Origin of the sequence: Ornithinimicrobium cerasi, assembly GCF_003702705.1 — a bacterium.
GTDB classification, from domain to species: Bacteria; Actinomycetota; Actinomycetes; order Actinomycetales; family Dermatophilaceae; genus Ornithinicoccus; species Ornithinicoccus cerasi.
On record NZ_QZMN01000010.1, the window covers coordinates 38902 to 56703 of the forward strand.

The following is a 17802-nucleotide window of genomic DNA, read 5'->3' on the forward strand; positions in this document are numbered from 1 at the left end:
AGTCCTGACCCATGACCGCTGACGCCACCCCCGCGCCGACCGCCGCGACCGCCGCTGACGCCAAGGAGAAGGACCGCCCCGAGCCGCAGGACCTGCTCGTCGAGACCACGCACACGCTGAGCACGGTCGACGGCGAGCTGTCCTACACCGCCCGCACCGGCCGGGTCGTGCTGCGCGAGGAGGAGGTCAAGGACGACGTCTTCGAGGGGTGGAAGGCCCGCGCCGAGCTAGCGGTCACGGCCTACACCCTCGACACCGACGACGAGGAGGAGCGCGCCCGTCGCCCGATCACCTTCGTCTTCAACGGCGGGCCCGGGTCCAGCTCGGTGTGGCTGCACCTAGGCGTGCTCGGCCCGCGGGTGGTCGACGCGGGGGAGCCGGGGGAGCCGACGCCGCCGCCCTACGCGCTCCTCGACAACCCGCAGACGGTGCTGCGCGCGACCGACCTGGTCTTCATCGACCCGATGTCGACCGGTCTGTCGCGCGTGGTCGAGGGCGGGAAGGCCAAGGACTACCACGGCTGGAAGAAGGACGTCGAGCAGGTCGGCGAGCTGATCCGGCTGTGGTGCACGCGCGAGGACCGCTGGATGAGCCCGAAGTTCCTGTGCGGCGAGTCCTACGGCACGACCCGTGCGGTCTCGGTGGCCGAGCACCTCTTCGAACGCTTCGGGATGCAGCTCAACGGGCTGGTCCTCGTCTCCAGCGTGCTCGACTTCGGCAGCCAGGACTTCCGCTTCCTGCGCCACGACGAGGCGTGCCTGTCCTACCTGCCCACCTACGCCGCGATCGCGCACTACCACGGCAAGCACCCCGGGCGGGAGCTGCGTGAGGTGCTCGCCGAGGCGGAGGACTACGCCGCGAGCACCTACCGCTGGGCGCTGGGGCGGGGGCACCGCCTCACCCCCGAGGAGAGGTATGACGTGCGCGCGCGGCTCGCCGCGCTCACCGGGTTGTCCGAGGACTACCTGGAGCGGTGCGACCTGCGTCCCGAGCACTGGCGCTTCTGCACCGAGCTGCTGCGTGACGAGGGCCGCACCGTCGGGCGGATCGACGGCCGGATCACCGGGCTGCTCCACTCCGGGATCGCGGAGAACATGGACGCCGACCCCTCGATCGACATGATCATGGGCCCCTACGCAGCCGCGATCCACCACTACCTGCGGGGGGAGCTGCGCTCCGAGCTGGACCTGCCCTACGCCGTGTTCTCCGACGCGATCGAGCACTGGTCCTACAAGGAGTTCGAGGGGCGGCCGGTCAACGTGACCGACAAGCTCGAGCGGGTGATGCGCGCCAACCCGCACCTGCGGGTCCGGATCGAGTACGGCTACTACGACCTCGCCACCCCCTACGGCGCGGCGGAGGACACGGTGGCCCACCTGCGCCTGCCCGACGGCGCGCTCGACCGGATCGAGCACGCCTACTTCGAGACGGGGCACATGCCCTACGTCGGCGCAGCGACCCGCGCCGAGGAGGCCGAGGGGATCACCGACTTCGTGCGGAGGGCCGCGACGCCGGGCTGACGCGTTTCGCCGGACGGGCACATCGGGTGCGGTCCAGGGCGGATGAGCCCCTCTTCCACCATCGTGCCCGTCCGGCGGAACGCCGCGCGGCCCGTCGCTCAGGCGACGACCCCGAAGCCGCCGGTCCAGGAGATCTTCTCGGTCGCGGCCAGCGTCAGCTGCAGGAAGCCGACCGCCTCCAGCTCGCGTGCGCGCTTGAGTGCGCCCGCGTCGATCGCGGTGAGACCGCCCGCGCGCACGACCGCGGCCAGCTGCTCCTTGGCTGCGGTGTCGTCACCGGCGATGAGGACGGTGGTGGTCAGCGGGCCGACGCTCCCGGCCAGGGTGGCCGCGAACGTGGTGTTGAAGGCCTTGAGCACGGTGGAGGAGGGCAGCTGCGCCGCGATCTCCTGCGCCGCCGAGGAGTCGGCCGGGACGACGAGGGAGTCGAAGGTCTCGAAGTTCAGCGGGTTGGTGATGTCGACGACGATCCGGCCGTCCAGCTGCCCGGGACGCTGGGCGATGACCTCGCGGACGGCGGGGAAGGGCACGGCCAGCACGACGATCTCGCCGGTGACGGCGCTGCCCTGGTCCTCGGTGCCGAGGAGCTGGGCGCTGCCGCCGCCGCGGGTGACGATGCCGGCGATCGCCTGCGCCATGTTGCCGGTGCCGATGATGGTGACGTTGCTCATGAGGGAGCCTCTCTGTTCGGGTGGTTGTCACTACAAGTAACCCACTAGAGGGAAAGGTTGTTCCCACAACTTGTGGCGGCTAGGGTGTGACCATGGCCACAGAATGGCTCGACGGCGAGCAGCTCGACGTGTGGGTCCGGCTCAAGGCGGTGATGGAGCTCCTGCCCGCCGCCCTGGACTCCCAGCTGCGCCGGAGCGCCGACCTCACCTACTTCGAGTACTACGTGCTCGCCATGCTCTCCGAGGCTGACGAGCGCACGCTGCGGATGAGCGCGCTCGCCGCCCGGACCAACGCCACGCTGCCGCGGCTCTCGCACGTGGTCCGCAAGATGGCCGACCGCTCGCTCGTGGACCGCTCACCCGACCCCGAGGACGGCCGCTCGGTGCGCGTCCACCTCACCGGCACGGGGTATGACGTGCTCGTCGCCGCCGCCCCGGGTCACGTCGGGGCGGTCCGCCGGTTCGTCTTCGACCAGCTCGACGAGGAGCAGGTCGGCCAGCTCGGCTCGGTGGCCGACGCCATGCTCGAGCGGCTCGACCCCGAGGGAGTCCTCACCCACGAGTACCGCCGCCCGCCCGCCTGACCCCTCCGGGTGGGTGAGGGGCCCGATGAGGGTCGGGTGCTCAGGTGCGATCGGGTGCCGGCAGGGGCACCGGCTCGACCTCGAGGGTCCCCACGTCGTCGCCGGGCCGCTCGTCCGCCTTCACGGCGGCGACCCCGGCCACGATGAGCAGGCCGCCGAGCAGCTGGATCGGGGCGGGGAGCTCGCCCAGGAGCAGCCAGGCCCACAGCACGGCGAACATTACCTCGGTCAGACCGATGAACGAGCTCACCTTGGCCCCGAGCGCCCGGGCGGCGAAGATCCCGGTCACGTAGGCCAGACCTGCGGCGACGACGCCCAGCCAGACCACCGGGACCCACCACGGGACGGTGGTGCCGGCCATCGTGACCGGGTCCACGGACCAGGACATCGGCACCAGGCCGACCAGCCCGGCGAGCGCGAGCGCGGCGGCGCCGATCGCCATACCGAAGGCGGCGAAGGCGATCGAGGGGATCCCGGACGCGTCGTCGGCGCCGACCACGAAGAAGACCGCGAGGCCGACCGCGGCGGCCAGGCCCCAGAGCACGCCGGCGGTGCTCAGCCGCACGTCGCCGAGCACGTCGAGCACGAGGAGCAGGCCGAGCAGGGCCAGGCCGATCCCGAGGACCGTGAGCGGGCGCGGCCGCTGGCCGCGCGCCAGCCAGAGCCAGCCGACGACGAGGATCGGGCCGAGGTACTCCAGCATCAGGGCGACCCCGACGGAGAGCCGCTCGACCGCCAGGAAGTAGAACAGCTGGCACCCGGCGACGGCGACCGCTCCGAAGAGGCCGAGGTGCACCCAGGCGACCGGCCTGCGCAGGAGGTGCCAGCGGCCGCGCATCGCCAGGACCGCGAACGGCGCCAGCAGCAGCGCGCCGAGCGAGATGCGGAAGGTGACGGCTGCGCCGGCGCTCCAGTCGGCGACCAGCAGGCTCTTGGCCACGGCGCCGGACGTGCCGAACATCATCGCGGAGGCGACGGCGACCAGCAGCCCGACCAGCAGGCCGCGCCGGGCGCTCACGGGAGCGGGGCGGGAGGTGGCCCGGACGTGCCGGGTCGAGGTCGAGGTCATGGCAGCCTCCTCCTGGGTGCGGCGGGCGACGCAGGCGCGCCCGACATGTGATCATGGGTGTCAGACGTTGACGTCCATGACGTTAGCCGAGACCCAGGTCAGGAGTCAAGATGCATTTCACCCATGACACGGAGATCGCGCTGCAGGGGGCCGCGGGGCTGGTGAACACGTCGGTCCGCCGCCCTGGTGACGTGGAGGAGCTCGCCACCGTGGACGATCTCGACGCCTTCGTGCGGGCGTGGCGCTGGTCGGGCAGACGCGCCCGCGACCGCGCCGAGCTGGCGGAGGTGCGCGACCTGCGCCCCCGGCTCGCCGCGTTCTGGGAGCTGGACGAGGAGGGGTTCGCCGCGCAGTGCAACACCCTGCTGGCGGAGGCGGGCGCCCTGCCGCGGCTGGTGAACCACGACGACTTCGGCTGGCACCTGCACGCGACCCCGGACGACGCCCCGCTCGCGACCCGGATGGCCGTGGAGGCCGCGATGGCCTTCGCCGACGTGCTGCGCGCCGGTGAGCTGCGGCGGCTGCGCACCTGCGAGGCGGAGGACTGCGAGGACGTGCACGTCGACCTGTCGCGCAACCGCTCGCGCCGCTTCTGCTCCACGACGTGCGGCAACCGGATGGCCGCGGCGGCCTACCGCGAGCGGCAGGCCGCCGGCGGGGAGGACTGACGTCTCCGGGGCCGTGACCGGGAGGGCCCGACCCCGGGGCGCGCGCACCTGTGGCAGCGTTGCGCCATGACGTTCGCGCAGCACGACGGCACCCGCGCCGCGACCCAGGTCGTCGCCCTCGGCCGACCGGACCGGACCCCCGGCGCTCCGGTCAACGTGCCGGTGACCCTCACCTCCACCTACGTCGCCGACGGGGAGGTCAGCTACGCCCGGGTCTCCAACCCCACCTGGGAGGCGCTGGAGGAGGTGCTGGGGGCGCTCGAGGGCGGGGTGGCCCGCGTCTTCGCCTCCGGCCTGGCCGCGGTCGCGGCGGTGGTCGGCACGGTCCCCGCGGCCGGGGTCGTCGTGGTGCCCCGGCACGTCTACAGCGGCACGACCGCCCTGCTCGCCGAGCGCGTGGGTGCGGGCGCCCTGCAGGTGCGCGCGGTCGACGCGGAGGACGTCGAGGGCATCGTCTCCGCCTGCGAGGGCGCGGACCTGCTCATGCTCGAGTCGCCCACCAACCCGATGATGGAGCTCACCGACGTCCCGGCGGTGATGCGCGGGCTGCTCGCCCGGTACGGCGCGCGCCGCCCCCTCGTCGTCTGCGACAACACCTTCGCCACCCCCCTGGGCCAGCAGCCGTTGCGCTGGGGCGTCGACGCGGTGGTGCACTCGGCCACGAAGTACCTCGCCGGCCACTCCGACGTGCTCCTCGGCGCGGTCGTCGTCGCGCCCGACCGGGTCGCCCTCCAGGAGCGGGTGCACACCTACCGCTCGCTGCACGGCGCCATCCCCGGCCCGATGGAGGCGTGGCTGGTGCTGCGCGGCATCCGCACCCTCTCGGTCCGGCTCGAGCGCGCGAGCGCGAGCGCCGAGGTGCTCGTCGGCCGGCTCGAGGAGCACCCGGCCGTCCAGCACGTGCGCTACCCGGGGTTCGGGGCGATGATCTCGGTCGAGGTGGACGGCGGCGCCGCCGCCGCCGAGGCCGTCTGCGCGGCGGCCCGGCTCTGGACCCACTCCACCAGCCTCGGCGGCGTGGAGTCCCAGCTCGAACGGCGCCGGAGGCACGCCCCCGAGGCCGGGACCGTCCCGGACAACCTCATCCGTCTCTCGGTCGGCGTGGAGGACGTCGAGGACCTCTGGGCCGACCTCGAGGAGGCCCTCCGGGCCGCGGGGTGAGAGGGGTCCGGGTCGTGGGGCAGCAGCCCTCGCGCTACCCGACGCGCGTGTAGCCGTAGAGGTCGGTCTGCCGCTCGTTGACCCACACGGCCTTGCCGCCGTCCGGGTCGGCGACGTGGAGGGTCCGGCTGTAGGTCTCGTCGATGAGCGTGGCCGGGACGCCCGCCGCGGTGAGCAGGCGGAGCGCGTCCTCCACGTCACCGTCCCACTCGAAGGCCAGCTCGGTGCCGACCTGGTCGGCGACGTGCACGGCCAGCAGCCCGCCGCCGTCGCAGCGCAGGTCGGTCCACCCGCCGTCCTGGCCGACGATGCGCCGCCGCGCGCCCAGGCCCTCCAGCACGGCGAGCGGCACGGAGGCGTCCGGTCCGTACCAGATCGGCAGCACCACCAGCCGGCCGTCCCGGGCCCGCCCTGCCCCCGGCGTCGGGGCGTCCAGGGTGACCTCCGTGCCGTCGGCAGCACGGACGACCCCGGCGGTGCCGTGGTCCGTCTCCTCCAGCGTGATCGGCACCCCGGCGACCGAGGCGGCCGCGACCGCCTCGGTCAGGGGCTCGGGGGTCTCCAGGGCAAGGGTGGTCAGCCCGGCCGGCTGGTCGGGGTGGTCGGCGTGCAGGGCGAGGCGTCCGGATCCGAGCTGGAGGACGAGCCACCCCGGCTGCTCGCTGACGAGCACGCCACCGAGGGCCTCCACGATGCGTCGCCACGCGGGGAGGTCCGCGGTGAAGCGGATGGGGCGGGGGGTCAGGCCGGTCACGGTGTGCGTGGTGCTCATGCCGAGGTCTCCTTCGCGGCGGTGTCCAGGTAGTGGCGGAGGGCCCGCTCGACGAGCGCCGAGAGGCTGACACCCTCGTCGATCCCGCGGTGCTTGACCTCGACGATCAGGTCGCGGGGGAGGTAGACGTTGAACTGGGCCTTGTCCGTCATTCTAGAATGCTAGTAACCTAGTGCGCGGACCGCAAGGGGGGCGACAGCGGGGCCCGGCCGCTAGGTTGACCCGCATGAGCCTCTACGCCGTGCACTACAGCTACTCCGACGACACCGCGGCGCGGGACGAGCACCGCACCGCGCACCGCGAGTTCCTCGCCACGCTCGCCGCCGACGGGGTCGTGCTGATCTCCGGGCCCTACGCCGCCGTCGACGAGGCGCCCGACGCCGCCCTCCTCGTGCTGCGCGGCGACAGCGCGGCCGAGCTTGCCGAGCTGCTCCGCGAGGACCCGTTCCAGCAGCAGGGTCTCGTCGAGCAGGTCGCCGTGCGTGAGTGGACCCCCGTCCTCGGCGCCTGGCTCGAGGGTCCCCTCTCCGGCGAGGTATGACGTGCTCGTCACCGCACCATCCCCGCCGCCGCGCGGGGGCGTCCGCCGACGGTGAGCGCGGCCAGGTCGGCCACGACGGCGGCCGCCCGACGGCGGGAGGGCATGAAGCGCAGGAAGAAGGCCATCCGCATGGTCCACGCCAGCTGACCCGTGAGCTCCACGCCGTAGAGGTCACCGACCGAGCGGCCGAGCCCGAAGGAGGCGGCCTGCCCCAGCCCTTGGTAGCCGAAGGGCCGGGTCGGTCGCCCCTGCAGGGCGCGGGCGAGGTTGCGACCCAGGTGCGCGCCGCCCTTGATGGCCCAGAGCGCGTTGGCCGGGACGGGGTCGCCCGTCCTGGGGTGCAGCACCCGCGCGGCGTCGCCGGCGGACCAGAGGCCGTCGCCCACCGACAGGTCTGACCGGGTCACCAGGCGGCCCCGCCCGTCCCGGGCCAGCGCCTCCAGGCCCGGCAGCTGGACGGGTGCCTGGCCGATCGTCGCCAGGACGGTCCCCGGCACCGTGACGAGCTGACCCGCCTGTGCCCCCGACCCCATCCGCAGCACCGCCCCGTCCTGGGTGACCTCCCACAGCCGGGTGGACAGGAGCACCCTCACCCCGAGGCGCTCCAGCTCGTGCTCGGACCGCTCGGCGAGGCGGGGGTGGCGCTGCCGCAGCTCCGGCAGCAGCTGCTCGCCGCTGTGGACCAGCAGCACCTCCAACCGGCCGCGTCCCCGGTCCGCGACGGCCGCCGCCAGCTCCGCACCCGCGACGCCCCCGCCCGCGACCACCACCCGGTGCCGGTCCCCGGTGACGTCCGCGCCCGCGTCCCCCACGTCATACCGGACGGGTGCGCCCTGCCGGAGGAGCTGGTCGAGGTGACCCAGGAGCGCCTCGATCTCCCCGGGCCCGCGGAGGGTGAGCCCGTGCCCGGCGAGCCCGGGGACCGTGCCGACCGGCTCCCGGCCGCCGGTGCCGACGACCAGCTGGTCGTAGGTGAGCTCCTCGGCACTCTCCGAGCCGACCCTGCGCACGGTGACGGTCCGGGCGAGCGGGTCGACGTGCGTGACGGTGCCGTGGACCACGGTGGCGAGCGGGCAGGCCTCGGCGAGCGGCGTGCGGGTCCGCTCGAACGGCAGGATGCCGGCCACCACCTCCCCGGTGAGGCCGTGGAAGCTGTGGCAGTCGTCGGCGCTGATCACGACGACCTCGACGTCGCCGCGGCGGACCCGGCTGCCGAGCCGCCGGACGAGCTCGGCGCAGGCGTGGAGGGTGACGTAGCCACCGCCCACCAGGACCACCCTGGTCATCGGAGGACCCCGACCGGGAGCGGGCGGCCGAACGACGTCGGCGCGGCCGGTGCGAACCCGAGGTGCGCGAGGCCCGCGGCGAGGTCGCGCATGCCGTCCACCTGCTCCAGCGTGGGGACGCCGAGGCAGAAGTGCCCGTCGTGACCGGACAGCGCGAGCAGCGCGGTCTCGGCGAAGCACGCGTAGGCACGCCCGTCCGGCAGGCCGATGTCCCCGCCGCGGAGACGCAGGCTGGGGAGGTCGACGACCCCGCCGTCGATGACCGTCACGTCCGGGCGGAGCTCGAGCAGCGCGGGGGAGGTGTTGCGCGGCTGGGTGGCGTCGAGGACGACCGCGCCGGGGGCCAGGTGCTCGGGGCCGATGATCGCGTCGGCCGAGGCGGTGAGCAGCACGACCAGGTCGGCGTCGGCCACGGCGCGGAGGTCGATCGTCGCGGTGGTGGGCACCTGCCGACCGAGGCGGTCGGCCAGCGCGTCGAGCCGGGGTCGGGAGCGGGCGACCAGGGTGAGCCGGTCCACCGCCCGGTCGCGGGCGAGCAGCGCGGAGACCGCCCCGCCCACGCTGCCGGTGGCGCCGACGACGGCGACGTGACGGCCCGCGGCGGAGCGCAGGACGCCGTCGAGCAGCTCGCGGGCCTGGGCGTCGACAGTGGCGGCGGTGAACGCGTTGCCGTTGGTGACCCCGATGTCGGCGCGCCCGCGCAGGGCCACGCCGCCCCCGGTCACCGTGGCGGTCAGCGCGCCCAGGCCCACCGTGGCGGCCCCCAGCCGGACCGCGCGGTCCACGGCCTGCCCGACCCGGCGGCGACCCTCGGCCGGGAGGCCGAGCAGGTGCCTGGCCCCGAAGGGGACGAGCACCACGTGGCCCAGGACCGAGCCGGCGATCTCCACCGAGGCCATCGTCACCGGCGGCAGCGGCAGCCGGCGCAGCGCGAGGTCGTAGAGGCCCTCCGGCCCCGCCCCCAGCGGCCGCCACACGCGGCCCAGGTCGTCGGCCAGGCGGGCCCGCGGGTGGACCAGGAAGGCGAAGCTGCGGGCCTGGCCAGGCAGTCCGGCCACGGTGTCGGTGCTCATGCGGTCCCCTCGAGACGGAGCGTGCGGCGCCGGGTGGCGCTACCCGGTCCAGAGGGGGGACGGGCGCTCCAGATACGGACGCCGGGTCAGGGGTCGAGCGTCACGAACGTCCCGGCGGAGCCGTCCAGCAGCGCCGTCGCCTCGTCGAGGTTGCCGATGGCGGCGGCGACCCGCCGCTGCTGCCCGCTCACCTCGACGAAACGGCACACCGCCTCGACCTTGGGCCCCATCGACCCGGCGGGCAGGTCGAGGGCCCGCAGCCTCGCGGGCGTGGTCCGCCGCACCGGCCGCGCGTCGGGGGTCCCGAAGCCCTCCATCACGGCGGCCACGTCGGTGAGCACGAGCAGCCGGTCCGCCCGGAGGCGGTGGGCGAGCAGGGCGGCGGACAGGTCCTTGTCGATCACGGCCTCGACACCCTGCAGGTCACCGGTGCCGGTGCGCACCACCGGGACCCCGCCGCCCCCGGCGCAGACGACGATGACCGACTCGTCGAGGAGGTGGTCGATCAGCCGCGTCTCGATGATCTCCCGTGGCCGGGGGGAGGGGACGACCCGTCGCCAGTGCTCGCCGTCCCGCCGCACGTGCCAGCCGTGCCGCGTCGCCAGGTCCCGCGCCGTGCGCTCGTCGTAGACCTCACCGACGAACTTGGTGGGGTTCTCGAACGCGGGGTCGTCGGCGTCGACCAGCGTCTGGTTGAGCACCGCCGCGAACTGCCGGTACGGCCGCTCGTTGCCGATCGCCTGCAGGATCCAGTAGCCGATCAGCCCCTGGGTCATCGCCCCGAGCGCGTCGAAGGGGTACGGCTGCGACAGGCGGGCGTCGGCCGCGCTCTCCATCGCCAGGACCCCGACCTGCGGGCCGTTGCCATGCGTCAGGACCACCTCGTGGTCGTCGGTGAGCGGTGCGAGCGCACGCATCGCCCGGCGGATGTTCTCCACCTGGGCGGCGGCGTCCGGCACCTGCCCGCGCTGCAGCAGCGCATTGCCCCCGAGCGCGACCACGATCCTCATGACCTGGGAGTATGCCCGGTCTGGCAAACTGGAGGGGTGTCCTCCTACCCGTTCGCGGTCGCCTTCGCGGTGCTCTGGTGCGCCGCGATGGCCCGTGGGCAGGCGACGTACTGGATCGCGCGCACGGTCACCGAGCAGACGCTGCGGCGCACCTCCCCCGGAGCCGGCTGGCGCGCCCGGGTGCACCAGTGGCTCTCGAGCGACGCGATGGACCGCGGCCGCGGTGCGATCGAGCGCTGCGGCCTGGGTGCCGTGCCGCTGGCCTACCTGACCGTCGGCGTCCAGACCGTGATCCTCGCCTCCGCCGGGGTGCTGCGGATGCGCTGGCTGCGCTTCACCCTGGCGCAGTCGCTGGGCGCGATCCTCTGGGCCACGATCTACTCCACCGTCGGGTTCGCCGTCTGGGCCACCTTCTTCCGGGCCGCCCTCGCCGGCGGCCCGTGGCTGGTCGGCACCGGAGCCGTCGCCCTCACCCTCGTCGTGGCGCTCGCCCACCGGGGGTATGTCGTGCACCGTCGCCGCGCGCACGCGGCATACCCGACCCCCGGGTCAGCAGCTGCCGCCCGCGGTGCGGTCACCCCCGCGGGACCTTCATCACGCTAGAGGGTGATGCAGCTCCCGGGAGGGTGACCACACCCGGTTCCTGACGCTCACCGGGCGCCCGCTCCCACCAGCTCGCGCTGCTGCTCGATGACGTCGATCATGTACTCCGCCTCGTAGGCCCCCTGCACCACCGTGGTGTTGACCAGGAAGGTCGGCGTCGAGGTCACCCCGATCGCGCGCGCCTCCTCGGTGTCCGCCCGGACGAGGGCGTGCAGCCGCTCGTCGTCCAGGGCGGTCCCGAAGGCCTCGAGGTCGGCCACCCCCACCTGCTCGGCCATCGCGACCAGGTCCTCCCGGGCCAGCTCGGCCTGCCCGTCCACGGAGCGCTCGAAGAGGGCGGTCCGGTAGGCCGCGAGCACCCCCTGCTCCGCCGCCGCGCGCGCCGCCACGGCCGCCAGCTGCGAGGGCTCCTCGAAGAGCACGAGGTCGCGGAACTCGATGCGCAGGGTCCCGTCCTCGACGAGCGGCAGGAGGTCCGGACGCTCCTCGAGATGGAACCGGGCGCAGTAGGGGCACCGGTAGTCGGCGTACTCGATCATGACGACCGGGGCGTCGACCTCGCCCTCGGCCAGCGGGTCGTCGGCGTCCCGGAGCTGCAGGTCCAGGAGGAGCTGCTGCACCTCCGGCGGGGGCGTGGGGGCCGCCTCCGGCGACCCGGCGGCGTCGTCGCCGGGCGCCTCGGCCGGAGGGCCGGCCGAGGACGGCGCACCGCTGCCCGCGCCCGACCCGTCGTCGCGGTCCGCACCCGTCGCCAGCCACGCGATGAACCCGATGACGAGCGCCACGACGACGGCTGCCACGGCCCACGCGATGCTCTGCGCCCGGCTGTCGCCAGCCGGTGCCGACGATGCCGCCGGGGTCAGGGGGTCCTCGGTCGTGCTCACCGGCTCAGCCTCGCACGGGCGGGCCGCGGGGCAGCCCTCAGGGCTGCGGCGGTCCCCCGAGTCGCCAGCCGTGCCGCACCTCGTAGCGGGGCGTGCCGCCCGGCCCCTGACCGAGGTAGGAGGCGACGAGCGCCACCTCGTCCGCCACCCAGGCCGGGGTCCGGAGCGTGTCGAGCGCCTGGACGACCGGCCCGGCGGGGCGTGGCCGTCCCCGGGCGCGGGCCAGCGTGACGTGGGGGCTGAACCTCGTCGCGTCCACCCGTCCCCCGGCGTGGTTGGCCACCCCCCGCAGGCCCCTGGCCCACGACGCCAGGGTGCCCTCCCGCCCGAGCTCGTCCACGCCGGCCCAGAGCACGCGCGCGGCACCGGGGGAGGGGAACGCCCCGGCCCCGCCCAGGGCCAGGGCCACGGGGGTATGCCGTGCCGCCCATACCTCCCCGTCCGCCACCAGCTGCTCCTCGCGCCACTCCTCCAGCTCGGGGAGGAAGGCGAGCGTCAGGTGCAGGTGCTCAGACCTCGTCCAGCGCCAGTCTCCCCCGGCAGCCAGCGCGTCCCGGCGAGGCTCCAGGAAGCTCTCGAGGGACTCCACCACCTCCAGCGGCGGGACGACGGCGAGAAAGGCACGCATGGGGCCATTGTCCCGGCGTCTCAGGGCAGCGTGGTGACCGCGGCGTCGTCGGCCGGGCGGCTCGCCCCACGTGCGGGGCCGGAGGCCAGCGGGGCCACGGTCAGGCCGAGGTCGCGCCCGCAGGTCCGCCCCTCCGGGGGATCAGGCTGCAGCACCCGGCCGTTGACGATGCTGACGTCGTCGTACTGGGGACGCCCGGACACCAGGTTGCGATAGCCGAACCGGGTGAGGCTGCTGACCGAGCAGTCCTCGCCGACGCTGAGGATGTCGAAGGAGTAGGGGTGCCCCTCCAGCTCGCCCCGGGTCTGCGGGTCCTCCTCGGCGGCCTCCCGGGCCTCCTCGGTCAGCGGGGGGAGGCGGAACTGGTTGACCAGGCCGCCGCCGGTGAACGAGCCCAGCTGGACATGGTTGCGCTCCACGTCCTGCACGTGCATGTGCCCGTGCAGGGTGACCGCCCCGGCCGGCACCCGGTGCGCGGCGAACGGCTGGTGGGTGAGGACGAGGTCCGTGGGCTCCAACCCCTCGGCAGCCTCGCGGAAGACGTCGGCCGCCGCCTGCTGCTCGGCGCCGAAGTCGTCGCTGCGCTGGTTGAACCAGCGCACGTCGTTGAACCCGCTGATCGAGACGCCGTTGACCTCGGCGCGCACGAAGTCGCCGTCGGTCGGCTCGAGCAGCACCACGTTCGGCACCCGGGCGAGCCGGCGCAGGACCCCCTCGTCGGTCGCGGACACGGCGTCGTGGTTGCCGCGGACGAAGACGTAGGGAACCCCGAGGCTCTCGATCCCGGCGTAGATGCCGGTCAGCTCGCCCTCGCGGGCCTGCCCGAAGTTGAGGAGGTCCCCGGTGTCGATCACGGCGTCGATCCCCTCGCTCGCGATGATCTGGCGCATGAGCGGGTACTGGTTCATCCCGTGGATGTCGCTGACCAGCAGGAAGCGCGCCGCCTCCGGCTGCTGGGTCGCGGCCGGCGTGAACTCCTGCCGGACCGCGTCGGAGAGCGCGAGCAGGTTGGTCACGTAGATGGCGCCCTGGTCGGCCTTGCGGTCGAGGTCGTCGAGGATGCCCATGTTGGTCTGGACGACGGAGAGCAGGGAGGTCGCGCGGAACTCGCTGACCCGGTCGGTGCGATAGGTCAGGTATGCCGCCCCGCCGGGCCCTGCGAGCGCGAGCGCCGTGGCCACCCCCGAGGCCACGACGACGTGACCGGCGTGACGGGGGCGGGACACGGCATACGCCAGGAGGGCGAGGAGGGAGGTGCCGAGCGCGCCGGCCGCGAACTTCCAGGCGACCTCGCGGACCCCCGCGTCCATCGCGGCGCGCAGCTCGACCTGGTCCGGCTGGAGGTCGGCGCTGCGCAGGCGGCCGGAGCGCAGCAGGTCGGTGACCTCGTCGCGCACCTGCACCTGCCCGGTCAGCCCGGGCGCCGGGACCGGGCCCCGGAACGTCACGATGACGTCGCCGACCACGGTGGGCAGCTCGATCGTGGAGTCCAGGCGCGGCTGCACGGAGACGTCCGCCTCGAAGTAGCGGGTCTGCGTGTGCACCGGCCAGAGCTGGGTGGTGGCGACGCCGCCGAGGAAGGCGACCACCGCGAGCAGGGCCACGGCGACTCCTCTGCCGAGCCCGGTGGTCACTGCTGCGGGGATGCGCTCACGGGTGCCCATCGGGGGACACCCTAGTCGGGTGGGACCACCCCCGGCCGCTGTGGTTGGGTGAGGCGTGGACTGGGCGACGCTGCGGCGCAAGGCGGGGACGGCGGCGCTCGTCGGGTTCCGCGTGATGCCGGGGCCGCTGAAGCGGGCAGCCGTCCGCGTGGGCGCACCGACCTTCACCGCCGGGGCGGTGTGCATCCTCGAGCACGACGGTGCCGTCCTCTTCCTGTGGCAGCCGCACCGCGAGGGGTGGAGCCTGCCCGGCGGGCTCATGGGTCGGGGGGAGGAGGCTGCCGACGCGGTGCGCCGCGAGGTGGCCGAGGAGATCGGGCTGGAGATCGACCCCGGGGACCCGGTGACCGTCAACGTGGACGTGCGGCGCCAGGGCGTCGACGTCGTCTTCCGGGTGGTCCTCGACCGGCGGCCCGGGCTGGAGCTGGCCACCGAGGCGCGCAAGGCCCGGTGGTTCACGCCCGAGGAGCTGGAGGACGCGGACCGGGACACCTTCGGCATCATGGCCTCGCTGGCCGCGCTCGAGGGCCCCCGCCGGCCGGGGCGGCTCCTCGGCGCGGCGGATCGCGGCTGAGGGGGGACGCGGCCCGGTCAGGCCTCCTGGACGTCCAGCAGGATCTTGCCGACGTGGGCCGAGGCCTCCATCTCGCGGTGGGCGTCGGCCGCCCGCGCGAGCGGGTGGCGCGACTGGATGACCGTCCGGACCCGGCCGTCCTCGACCCACGGCCAGACGTGGCGGCGCACCTCGGCGACGATCTCGGCCTTGGCCGCGTCCGGGCGCGAGCGCAGCGACGTCGCGATGACACGGGCGCGCCGGGTCAGGAGGGTGCCGAGGTCGAGCTCGCCCCTGCGGCCGCCGAGCAGCCCGATGACGACCAGCCGGCCGTCCGGGGCGAGGGAGTCGACGTTGCGCCCGAGGTACTTCGCGCCCACGACGTCGAGGATCACGTCGACCCCCCGCCCGTCGGTGGCCGCCCGCACCTCCTCGACGAAGTCCTGCTCCCGGTAGTTGACCAGCACGTCGGCCCCCAGCTTCCGGCAGGCGTCGAGCTTGTCCTGGCTGCCCGCCGTCACCACCACCCGGGCACCGAGAGCCTTGGCCACCTGGATCGCCATCGTGCCGATCCCGCTCGACCCCCCGTGCAGCAGGGCGGTCTCCCCCTCGGCCAGGTGCGCCTCGGTCACGAGGTTGCTCCAGACCGTGCACGCCACCTCGGGCAGGGCGGCGGCGTCGGCCAGGGGTATGCCCCGGGGCACCGGGAGCAGCTGCCCGACGGGGACGGCGACGTGCTCGGCATACCCTCCGCCGGAGAGGAGCGCGCAGACCTCGTCCCCGACCTTCCAGCCCGAGCCCGCGGTGCCCGGCCCCAGCTCGGCGACGCGGCCGGCGACCTCGAGGCCAGGGAGCTCGCTCGCCCCCGGCGGCGGCGGGTAGAAGCCCTTGCGCTGCTGCACGTCCGCGCGGTTGACCCCGGCGGAGACGACCTCGACGAGCACCTGGCCGTCGCCCGGGCGGGGCGTCCCGACCTCGCCGAGGACGAGGACGTCGGGCTCACCGGGCTCGCTGATCTGGATGGCGCGCATGACCCCAAACCTACGTGGCCGGTGCGGTGCGTCACCGCCCTGCCGTCACTCCTCCTCGGCGAAGACCACCTCGCGCTTGCGACGGATGGCGGGCAGGAGGGCCAGGACGAGCGCGACCAGCGCGAGGCCCAGCAGGGTGGCCGAGATGGGCCGCTCGATGAAGGTCATCGGGTCTCCGCGGCTGATGATGAGCGCCCGGCGCAGGTTCTCCTCGAGGAAGGGGCCGAGGACGAACCCGAGCAGCAGGGGCACCGGCTCGCAGCCGGCCCGGATGAGCAGGAACCCGCCGGCACCGAACACGACGACCCCGAGCACCTCCCAGATGTTGCCCCGGATGGAGTAGCAGCCGATGGAGGCGAAGATGATGATGGAGGGGAAGAGGATCCAGTAGGGGACCGACAGCATCTTCACCCAGATGCCGATGAGCGGCAGGTTCAGCAGGACCAGCAGCAGGTTGCCGATCCACATGGAGGCGATGAGGCCCCAGACCAGCTCGGGCTCGTCGGTGAGGACGCCCGGTCCCGGGGTGATGCCCTGCAGGATCAGCGCACCGGCGATCATCGCCATGACGCCGTTGGCCGGCAGGCCCAGGGTGAGGAGCGGGATGAAGGAGGTCTGGGCGGCCGCGTTGTTGGCCGCCTCGGGCCCGGCGACCCCCGCGATGGCGCCCCGGCCGAACTCCTTGGGGTTCTTGGAGATCTTCTTCTCCAGGGCGTAGGAGCCGAAGGAGGCGAGCACGTGGCCGCCGCCGGGCAGCACGCCGAGGATCGAGCCCAGGCCGGTGGCGCGGGCTACCGGGCCACCGATCTTGCGCAGGTCCGACCGGGAGGGCCACAGCCCCTTGACGGCGCCGACGATTCGGCCCGTGTGGTGGGGGTCGTGCAGGTTGCGCAGGATCTCGGCGATGCCGAAGAGCCCCACGGCGACGGACACGAAGTTGAAGCCACCGTCGAGGGCCGGCTGGCCGAAGGTGAACCGGGCGGTGTTGGTGAAGCTGTCGCGACCGACGGTGGACAGCAGGACGCCCAGCACGATCATCGCCAGGGCCTTCAGCGGCGAGCCGCTGGCGAGCGCGATGGAGACGATGAAGCCCAGGACGACGACGGAGAAGAGCTCGGCCTGGCCGAACTCGAGGGCGACGTCCGTCAGCGGCGGGGCGGCGACGGCGATCACGACGGTGGCCACGGTCCCGGCGATGAACGAGGAGATCGCGGCCACGGCGAGCGCGGTGCCGGCCTTGCCCTGCAGCGCGAGCTGATGGCCGTCGAGAGCGGTGACGGCGGAGGAGGACTCGCCCGGCAGGTTGATGAGGATCGCCGTCGTGGACCCGCCGTACTGCGCCCCGTAGTAGATGCCGGCGAGCATGATGATCGCGGTGACCGGCTCGTCGAAGGTGTAGGTGATCGGCAGCAGCATCGCCACCGTGGCGGTCGGGCCGATGCCGGGCAGGACCCCCACGGCGGTGCCGAGGGCCACGCCCAGGAGGCAGAAGAGCACGTTCTGCCACTGGAACGCGACCTGGAGGCCGAGCGCGAGGTTGTCGAGGAGCTCCACGTCAGCCCCCCAGCCACTCACCGACGAGGGGGAGCCGCTGCTGCAGCGCCAGCACGAAGATCACCCAGGACCCGACGGACAGGCCGAGGGCCGGCAGGACGGCCTGCCGGAGGGTGGTGCCGGTGCGGGCGTAGGACGCCAGGACCGAGGTGCCGAACACCGTGAGGAAGAGGCCGAGGCCCTCGAAGGTGAAGGCGAAGAAGAAGAGCGCGCCGAAGATGAACAGGGTCGGCCGCCAGCGGATGCGCCCGAACTGGAGCGGTGGCCCGTGGTCGGTCGTCCCGTCCGTCGCGGGGAGGCGGTCGGGCGCGACGAAGGCTTTCACGACGATGCCGGCCCCGAGGGCGGCGAGCAGCAGCCCCACCAGGAGCGGGACGTAGCCCGGACCCATCTGCAGGAGGGTGCCGAGGTCGTAGGTCAGCGCCCCGACGGCGAACGCACCCCCGATGAGGATGAACATGAGACCGGCCACGAGGTCCGCGGACGACCACGTGCGGGTGGCGTCCGCACGCGGCGGGCCGTCGTCAGGC

General features: G+C 74.0%; 20 protein-coding genes. 7 read left to right on the forward strand and 13 right to left on the reverse strand.

Features of this window, described 5'->3' with window-relative positions:
- The first annotated feature begins 11 nt into the window (after positions 1–11).
- Positions 12–1520 (forward strand): S10 family peptidase, encoded by a 1509-nt coding sequence (locus D4B81_RS12460; RefSeq protein ID WP_122262939.1) that lies wholly within the window; start codon positions 12–14, stop codon positions 1518–1520.
- 98 nt (positions 1521–1618) lie between these two features.
- Here the strand turns inward: D4B81_RS12460 and D4B81_RS12465 are convergent, their stop codons facing one another.
- A complete protein-coding gene (locus D4B81_RS12465) occupies positions 1619–2191 on the reverse strand; it encodes an NADPH-dependent F420 reductase (protein ID WP_122262940.1) in 573 nt (190 codons plus the stop codon).
- Positions 2192–2283: 92 nt separating this feature from the next.
- Between D4B81_RS12465 and D4B81_RS12470 the strand changes: the two genes are divergently transcribed.
- On the forward strand, positions 2284–2775 hold the full coding sequence (locus D4B81_RS12470; protein ID WP_122263018.1) for a MarR family winged helix-turn-helix transcriptional regulator: 492 nt from the start codon (positions 2284–2286) through the stop codon (positions 2773–2775).
- Between the two features lie 40 nt (positions 2776–2815).
- On the opposite strand, the gene D4B81_RS12475 is transcribed toward D4B81_RS12470, so the two are convergent.
- Positions 2816–3844 (reverse strand): EamA family transporter, encoded by a 1029-nt coding sequence (locus D4B81_RS12475; RefSeq protein WP_122262941.1) that lies wholly within the window; start codon positions 3842–3844, stop codon positions 2816–2818.
- A 110-nt stretch (positions 3845–3954) separates the two neighbouring features.
- On the opposite strand from D4B81_RS12475, the gene D4B81_RS12480 reads away from it, so the two are divergent.
- The gene (locus D4B81_RS12480; RefSeq protein ID WP_122262942.1) at positions 3955–4512 is read left to right on the forward strand and encodes a CGNR zinc finger domain-containing protein; all 558 of its coding nucleotides are present in this window, start codon (positions 3955–3957) and stop codon (positions 4510–4512) included.
- A gap of 66 nt (positions 4513–4578) precedes the next feature.
- On the forward strand, positions 4579–5673 hold the full coding sequence (locus D4B81_RS12485; protein ID WP_122262943.1) for a trans-sulfuration enzyme family protein: 1095 nt from the start codon (positions 4579–4581) through the stop codon (positions 5671–5673).
- Positions 5674–5707: 34 nt separating this feature from the next.
- Here the strand turns inward: D4B81_RS12485 and D4B81_RS12490 are convergent, their stop codons facing one another.
- Together D4B81_RS12490 and D4B81_RS12495 are read right to left on the reverse strand one after the other, a co-directional pair.
- Complete coding sequence (locus D4B81_RS12490; RefSeq protein ID WP_122262944.1) at positions 5708–6445, reverse strand: VOC family protein; 738 nt, start codon at positions 6443–6445, stop codon at positions 5708–5710.
- Positions 6442–6597 carry a ribbon-helix-helix domain-containing protein gene (locus D4B81_RS12495; protein ID WP_097188619.1) on the reverse strand — a complete coding sequence of 52 codons (156 nt, stop codon included), beginning with the start codon at positions 6595–6597 and terminating at the stop codon, positions 6442–6444. Before D4B81_RS12495 ends, D4B81_RS12490 begins: the two co-directional genes overlap by 4 nt.
- Before the next feature lie 74 nt (positions 6598–6671).
- On the opposite strand from D4B81_RS12495, the gene D4B81_RS12500 reads away from it, so the two are divergent.
- Entirely contained in the window at positions 6672–6986 is a 315-nt protein-coding gene (locus D4B81_RS12500) for a YciI family protein (protein WP_122262945.1), read from the forward strand.
- Between the two features lie 8 nt (positions 6987–6994).
- On the opposite strand, the gene D4B81_RS12505 is transcribed toward D4B81_RS12500, so the two are convergent.
- The 3 genes from D4B81_RS12505 to D4B81_RS12515 all read right to left on the reverse strand — a co-directional run bounded on the left by D4B81_RS12505 (position 6995) and on the right by D4B81_RS12515 (position 10355).
- Positions 6995–8272, reverse strand: coding sequence for an NAD(P)/FAD-dependent oxidoreductase (locus D4B81_RS12505; RefSeq protein ID WP_122262946.1), 1278 nt, complete (start codon positions 8270–8272; stop codon positions 6995–6997).
- Positions 8269–9345: a semialdehyde dehydrogenase gene (locus D4B81_RS12510; RefSeq protein ID WP_122262947.1), complete on the reverse strand. Its 1077-nt coding sequence runs from the start codon at positions 9343–9345 to the stop codon at positions 8269–8271. The genes D4B81_RS12505 and D4B81_RS12510 overlap by 4 nt, the downstream gene beginning before the upstream one ends.
- Positions 9346–9431: 86 nt before the next feature.
- The gene (locus D4B81_RS12515; protein ID WP_122262948.1) at positions 9432–10355 is read right to left on the reverse strand and encodes a carbamate kinase; all 924 of its coding nucleotides are present in this window, start codon (positions 10353–10355) and stop codon (positions 9432–9434) included.
- Positions 10356–10391: 36 nt separating this feature from the next.
- Here D4B81_RS12515 and D4B81_RS12520 point away from each other — a divergent pair, with 36 nt between their 5' ends.
- Positions 10392–10958 (forward strand): DedA family protein, encoded by a 567-nt coding sequence (locus tag D4B81_RS12520; protein WP_161965154.1) that lies wholly within the window; start codon positions 10392–10394, stop codon positions 10956–10958.
- Between the two features lie 47 nt (positions 10959–11005).
- On the opposite strand, the gene D4B81_RS12525 is transcribed toward D4B81_RS12520, so the two are convergent.
- From D4B81_RS12525 to D4B81_RS12535, 3 genes are read right to left on the reverse strand one after another with little or no spacing between them, the layout of a single operon-like run.
- Positions 11006–11842 (reverse strand): DsbA family protein, encoded by an 837-nt coding sequence (locus D4B81_RS12525; protein WP_122262950.1) that lies wholly within the window; start codon positions 11840–11842, stop codon positions 11006–11008.
- A 37-nt stretch (positions 11843–11879) separates the two neighbouring features.
- On the reverse strand, positions 11880–12470 hold the full coding sequence (gene thpR, locus D4B81_RS12530) for an RNA 2',3'-cyclic phosphodiesterase (protein WP_122262951.1): 591 nt from the start codon (positions 12468–12470) through the stop codon (positions 11880–11882).
- Between the two features lie 20 nt (positions 12471–12490).
- The gene (locus D4B81_RS12535; RefSeq protein ID WP_161965155.1) at positions 12491–14134 is read right to left on the reverse strand and encodes a metallophosphoesterase family protein; all 1644 of its coding nucleotides are present in this window, start codon (positions 14132–14134) and stop codon (positions 12491–12493) included.
- A gap of 55 nt (positions 14135–14189) precedes the next feature.
- Between D4B81_RS12535 and D4B81_RS12540 the strand changes: the two genes are divergently transcribed.
- Positions 14190–14708 (forward strand): NUDIX hydrolase, encoded by a 519-nt coding sequence (locus D4B81_RS12540; RefSeq protein ID WP_122262953.1) that lies wholly within the window; start codon positions 14190–14192, stop codon positions 14706–14708.
- A gap of 17 nt (positions 14709–14725) precedes the next feature.
- On the opposite strand, the gene D4B81_RS12545 is transcribed toward D4B81_RS12540, so the two are convergent.
- From D4B81_RS12545 to D4B81_RS12555, 3 genes are read right to left on the reverse strand one after another with little or no spacing between them, the layout of a single operon-like run.
- The gene (locus D4B81_RS12545; RefSeq protein WP_122262954.1) at positions 14726–15718 is read right to left on the reverse strand and encodes an NAD(P)H-quinone oxidoreductase; all 993 of its coding nucleotides are present in this window, start codon (positions 15716–15718) and stop codon (positions 14726–14728) included.
- Positions 15719–15763: 45 nt separating this feature from the next.
- The gene (locus D4B81_RS12550) at positions 15764–17272 is read right to left on the reverse strand and encodes a tripartite tricarboxylate transporter permease (protein ID WP_122262955.1); all 1509 of its coding nucleotides are present in this window, start codon (positions 17270–17272) and stop codon (positions 15764–15766) included.
- A 1-nt stretch (position 17273) separates the two neighbouring features.
- Positions 17274–17732 carry a tripartite tricarboxylate transporter TctB family protein gene (locus D4B81_RS12555; RefSeq protein WP_161965156.1) on the reverse strand — a complete coding sequence of 153 codons (459 nt, stop codon included), beginning with the start codon at positions 17730–17732 and terminating at the stop codon, positions 17274–17276.
- Positions 17733–17802 lie beyond the last annotated feature (70 nt).